The 5,862-nt window shown below is 69.3% G+C and carries 3 protein-coding genes; all 3 read left to right on the top strand.

The window, feature by feature from the left end:
- Positions 1-2,967 (top strand): error-prone DNA polymerase (locus I6U14_RS11800; protein ID WP_296899560.1); only part of this gene is annotated, 2,967 nt, incomplete at its 5' end.
- Between the two features lie 129 nt (positions 2,968-3,096).
- The gene (locus I6U14_RS11795) at positions 3,097-5,025 is read left to right on the top strand and encodes a DUF294 nucleotidyltransferase-like domain-containing protein (RefSeq protein WP_296899558.1); all 1,929 of its coding nucleotides are present in this window, start codon (positions 3,097-3,099) and stop codon (positions 5,023-5,025) included.
- A gap of 99 nt (positions 5,026-5,124) precedes the next feature.
- Positions 5,125-5,862: PolC-type DNA polymerase III (locus I6U14_RS11790; protein ID WP_296899556.1), on the top strand; the 738-nt coding region annotated here is incomplete at its 3' end.

The following is a 5,862-nucleotide window of genomic DNA, read 5'->3' as shown; positions in this document are numbered from 1 at the left end:
GCGCATGGCCTGAAGCTCCTGTTCGGCAGCGAGCCCCCGGTTGACGGCGGCCCGCGGCTGGTCGGGCTGGCGGCGGACCTGGCGGGCTATCGCAATCTCTCTCGGCTGATCTCCCGGGCTCGCCGCCGCGCTCCCACGGGCCAATGGCGACTGCTGCCCGAGGACCTGGACGCCGGCCTCGACGGCTGCCTCATCCTCTGGCTGCCGGACCCGGACGCCCCGGCAGGCAGCCAGGACGAATGGGGGCACCGCCTGGCGGCCCGGTTTGCCGGCCGCTGCTGGATCGGTGTCGCCATGCATCGCACCGGTGACGATGCCGCCAGGCTTCGGCGGCTGCGGCAGCTTGGTGTGTGCACCGGACTGCCGCTCACAGCCCTGGGCGGAGTGCTGATGCATGTGCCGGAGCGCCGTGCGCTGCTGGACGTGATGGCCGCCATTCGCGAGGGCACCACGGTGGCTGAGGGTGCCGCCGAGCGACAGAACCGCGAGCAGTACCTGCGTCCGCTGGATGTACTCGCCCGCTTCTACCCCCAAGACCTGCTCGCGGAGACCACCCGCATCGCCGCGCGCTGCGGCTTCACGCTGGATGCGGTGCGCTACGAATACCCGCAGGAGCTGGTGCCCGCCGGGGAGACGCCGAGCTCGCATCTGCGCAAGCTGACGGAGCAGGGCGCAGCGAAGCGCTTCCCCGGCGGCGTGCCGGACAAGGTCCGGCGGCAGATCGAGCACGAGCTCGATCTCATCGAAGAGCTGGCCTATGCGCCCTTCTTTCTTACGGTGCACGACATCGTGCGCTTCGCCCGCAGCCGCGGGATTCTGTGCCAGGGCCGGGGCTCGGCGGCCAACTCGGCGGTTTGTTATTGCTTGGGGATCACCGAGGTGGACCCGGCGCGCATGGACATGCTGTTCGAGCGCTTCGTCTCCCGCGAGCGCAACGAGCCGCCGGATATCGATGTGGACTTCGAGCACCACCGCCGGGAGGAGGTCATCCAATACGTCTATGCCAAGTACGGCCGCGACCGCGCAGCGCTTGCCGCCACTGTGATCTCCTACCGGCCCAAGAGCGCCGTGCGCGACGTGGGCAAGGCACTCGGCTTTTCTCAGGATCAGACCGACCGGCTCGCGCGCAACATCAACTGGTGGGACGGCCAGCAGGTGCCGCCGGAGCGCCTGCGCGAGGTCGGCCTCGACCCCTTCAACCCGCAGATCTTGATGCTCATGCGCTTGGTGCACGAGCTGGTGGGCATGCCCCGCCACCTGTCCCAGCACGTGGGCGGCTTCGTCATCGCCCGCCGGCGCCTGGACGAGCTGGTGCCCATCGAGAACGCGGCCATGGACGGACGCAGCGTCATCCAATGGGACAAGGACGACCTGCATGCCCTGGGCCTGCTCAAGGTGGACTGCCTGGCGCTCGGCATGCTGAGCGCCATTCGCCGGGCGCTGGACCTGGTGAATGCCTATCGGGGCAGTGCGCTCACGGTGGCGGATATCCCTGTCGAAGACCCGGACGTCTACGCGATGATCCAGCGCGGCGAGACCACCGGCGTGTTCCAGATCGAGTCCCGCGCGCAGATGGCCATGCTGCCGCGCCTCAAACCCGCCTGCTTCTACGACCTGGTCATCGAGGTCGCCATCGTGCGGCCTGGGCCCATCCAGGGCGACATGGTGCATCCGTATCTGCGGCGCCGGCAGGGGCTGGAGCCCGTGACCTATCCCTCACCGGCGGTGGAGGCGGTGCTCGGGCGCACGCTCGGCGTGCCCATCTTCCAAGAGCAGGTGATTCAGGTGGCCATGGTGGCGGCGGGCTTCGATGCTGGAGAGGCAGATCAGGTGCGCCGCTCCATGGCCGCCTGGCGCCGCCGCGGCGGGTTGGCGCATATTCGCGGCCGGCTCATCGATGGCATGGCGCAGCGCGGTTATTCGCGCGAGTTCGCCGAGCAGATCTACAAGCAGATTCTGGGCTTCGGCGAGTACGGCTTCCCGGAATCCCACGCCGCGAGCTTCGCACTCTTGGTGTACGTGTCCGCCTGGCTCAAGCATCACGAGCCGGCGGCCTTCTTCGCGGCGCTGATCAACAGCCAGCCCATGGGCTTCTACGCCCCGGCGCAGCTGGTGCGCGAGGCGCGCCGGCAGGGCGTGGAGGTGCGGGCAGTGGACGTGCGCCACAGCCACTGGGACTGCACCCTGGAGCCGCGCACGCCCCAGTTTGCGCAATCAAGCAGCGGCCAGCCGGCGCTCAGGCTGGGTCTCCGGCTGGTGAAGGGCCTCACCCAGGCCGGCGCCGGGCGGCTGGTGGCCACCCGCGCCGAGCCCGGTTGGCAGACGCTCGACGAGCTGCGCGAGCTGGCCCGGCTGGACAAGCGCGATCTCAAGGCCCTGGCCGGTGCGGATGCGCTGGCTGGTCTTGCCGGGAATCGGCATCAGGCGGGCTGGCGGGTGGCACGGCAGAGTCTTGGTCCGGGGACGCTGGGCCCACGGGCGGGCGCGCAGGCCAGCCTGCCGCTGCCGCCGCCCCCTGAGCCGGCCCTGCCGCTGCTGCCGAAGCCCACCGAAGGCCGCGATATCGTCGCCGACTATGCGAGTCTGGGCTTGAGCCTGCGCCGGCATCCGCTGGCCCTGCTGCGGGCGCGCCTCACGGAGCTCGGGCTTGCCAATGCTGACGACGTGCACAGCACCGAGCCCGGGGCCACTATCAGCACCGCCGGCCTCGTCATCAACCGCCAGCGCCCGGCGTCGGCCAATAACGTCACCTTCGTCACCCTGGAGGACGAGACCGGCCAGGTGAACCTCGTTGTCTGGAAGCGGCTCGCCGAGCGCCAGAGGCGCACCCTCATCGGCGCCCGGCTCATGGGTGTGCGGGGCGAGATCCAACGCGAGGCGGGCGTGACGCACCTGGTCGCCAAGGAGCTCATGGACTACTCGCACTTGCTGGGCGGCCTGGTGGTGACGTCGCGGGACTTCCACTGACGGGGTGCCGGCAACATCCGGGCTGGGGCGCAGCGCGCTCAGCTTCCCTGTACTTTGCGCGCCCTCGCAGTGCCCGCTTCGGCTACCATCCGCAGTCCTTGCCGCCAGCCGAGCCCATCTGCCAATGCCGTGAAGACCGCCAGCATCGCCTACCGAGTCGTGGATTTTCTGCGTCGGTGGCCGCCTTTCCAGTACTTCGACGAGGACGAGTTGTTCGCGCTGGTGAGTGCCGGGCGGGTCGTTTTCCATGAGCGCGACGAGCTGGTGTTCACGCAGGGCCGCCAGCGCAAGGCGTATGTCTTCGTGATTCAGCAGGGGGCGGTGCGGCTCTGCGAGCAGCGTGAGGACGGCACCGAGGTGCTGCGTGACGTGCGCGGTGAGGGCGATCTGCTCGGCATTGGGCGCTATCTCGGCTTCGGCGAGCACGTCTACACCGCCCGCACCGAGACCGATGTCATTCTCTACGCATTGCCGGCGGAGCCCTTTTGGGACACCGTGAAGCGCCACCCGCGGGCGAGCCGCTTTCTCGCGACCTATTTCTCGGTGGCCATCCTGCCGCCGGCGCTGGAAATGAGCGAGGAGCGCAGCGATGAGCTGCGCATCGGGCGCCGGCCGGTGGACTGGATGGCGCGTCCGGTGGACCAACCTGCACGCCCGCTGACCTGCCTGCCGGAGGCGCCTGCGTGCGAGGTGGCTCGACTGCTTGCCGAGTGGGACGCCGCTGCCGCTGTGGTCATCGACACTCAGGGCGCGCCCCTGGGCGTGGTCACCCCGCGGACGTTGAGCGACGAGGTGGCGAGCGGACGGCAGCCCCCCGAGACACCGGCGCAGGTGCTGATGCGGCGCGTGTATGCCGTTGCTGCCCCTGGGCTTCCCGCGGGGGACTACCTCGCGTGCATGCTGAACCAGCAGACCGACCACCTTGTGCTGACGGCCAACGGGCGCTTGGACGGTCCCTTTGCAGGGATGCTGACGCGGCGCGACCTGACCCGCGTGGAGGGCGCCGCACCGCTGGCGCTGATCGAGGACATGGCGCGCGTGCCGCGCATCTCCGAGCTCGCCGCCTTGCGGATGCAGGCGGAAGCCGTGCTCGCCGGTGGGCTCACCGGTCCGGATGCCACGCGTTGGCTTGCGCCCATCGCCGGGGCCTTTAACGCCGCGGTGCTGCGCCGGGCGGTGACCTTGGTGGAAGGCGCGTTGGCGGCGCAGGGGCTTGCATCGCCGGAGCTGGACCATTGCTGGGTGTTCTTCGGCTCCGCGGCGCGCAATGAGCTCTTCACCCGCCACGACCTCGACGTCGGCTTGATCTACGACGACCCGGACCCGGAGCACGCCCGCAAGGCCAGGGCCTACTTCCTGGAGCTCGGGCGGCGTGTCAGTGCGGCGCTTGCGGCCTGCGGCTTCGTCACCAGCGCAAAGGCCATCAGCCCCGGGCATCCGAGCGCCTGCCGCTCCGTGCGGGAGTGGGAGATGGCCTTCAGCGACTGGATTACCCAGCCCATCGAGAGCTGCGTGTACCGCGCGACCTCCATGTTCGACCTGCGGCCGGTGCACGGCGACTGCCGCTTGGTGGAACGATTGGAGCGCCACATCGAGGGCGAGGAGGCTCGCAGCCCACACTTCGTCCCGCTGCTGCTGGAAGATTCCATGGCGAATCTGCCACCGCTCACCTTCTTCCGCGGCCTAGTGGTCGACGACGAGGGCGACTATAAAGAGGTGCTCGACCTGCAGCGGGCGACCCTGCAGCCCGTCGTGGACATCGCCCGCGCGCTGGCGCTGGACAGCGGCCGCCAAGCCCCCACCACCCTCGACCGGCTGCAGGTGCTGAGCCCGGAGGACGATGAGGCCGCGCTGTTGATCGGGGAGACGGCAGCCGCCTTTCGCAACGCCTTGTACCATCGTGCACGCACCGGGCTGACCACCGGCACGGACGGCAGCCGGGTGGAGCCTGCGAAGCTGACCCGGTTGGAGCAGAATCTGCTCAAATCCGGCTTCCGCACGGTCCTGCGGCTGATGGAGTACACCGGCCGGCGCTATGGGCTGATGCCGCGGCGTTAAGGAAGCGCCGCTGCAGAGCTGCCGTCCCTGGTGCGATCGAGGCGTCGGCTCCCAGGCTCAACGCCAGATTTCCCTACCGATGACAGAACGGAGAGCGGTATGTCCCCGTTGTCGCAGGCGTTGTCCGCCTATCAGGCGGCCTTTACCGGCAGCTGGCCCGATGTCGCCGCACCGGAAGATGTGCGTTTCGTGGTGCTGGACTGCGAGACCACCGGGCTCGACCCGCGGCGGGATCGTATCGTCAGCATCGGCGCCATTGCCGTGACCGGCGGCGAAATCGATCTCGGTGACACCTTCGAGGCCCTGCTGCGGGTGCTGCACAACACTGCCGCCACCCTGGTGCACGGCATCACGCGGGACGAGACTCGCGAAGGCATCGGCGAGGACGAGGCGTTGGCCGGGCTGCTGGACTATCTGCGCGACGGCATCATCGTTGGCCACCACATCGGCCATGACTTGGCCATGATCGACGCAGCCCTTGCGCGCCACCAGGCGCCAGGTCTGCTGAACCGCCGCCTCGACACCGGCGCACTGGCACTGTTACTGGAAGCGGATGGCGCCTTTGCCGGTCAGCCGCCGCTCGAGGATCTGTCCCTGGACGGCCTATGCCGGCGCTTCGATGTCGCGCCCTACGACCGGCACACCGCGCCGGGCGATGCCTTCCTCACCGCGCAGATCTTCCTGCGGCTGCTGCGACTGCGGGCGAACCACGGCCGGCCTACATTGTCGGCGCTGGTGGTGCATCCACACCCGCACTGCGGCCGCGCCCGCCTGCCCCCAGCGTCATACACGACGGCCCGCGTCCGCCACCCCCCAACCTCAACATTCCCCCTCTCA

The sequence above is a fragment of the Thiohalocapsa sp. genome, from assembly GCF_019695415.1.
GTDB lineage: Bacteria > Pseudomonadota > Gammaproteobacteria > Chromatiales > Chromatiaceae > Thiohalocapsa.
The sequence above is the reverse complement of the archived record's forward strand: the minus strand, read 5'-3'. Positions and strand labels throughout refer to the sequence as shown.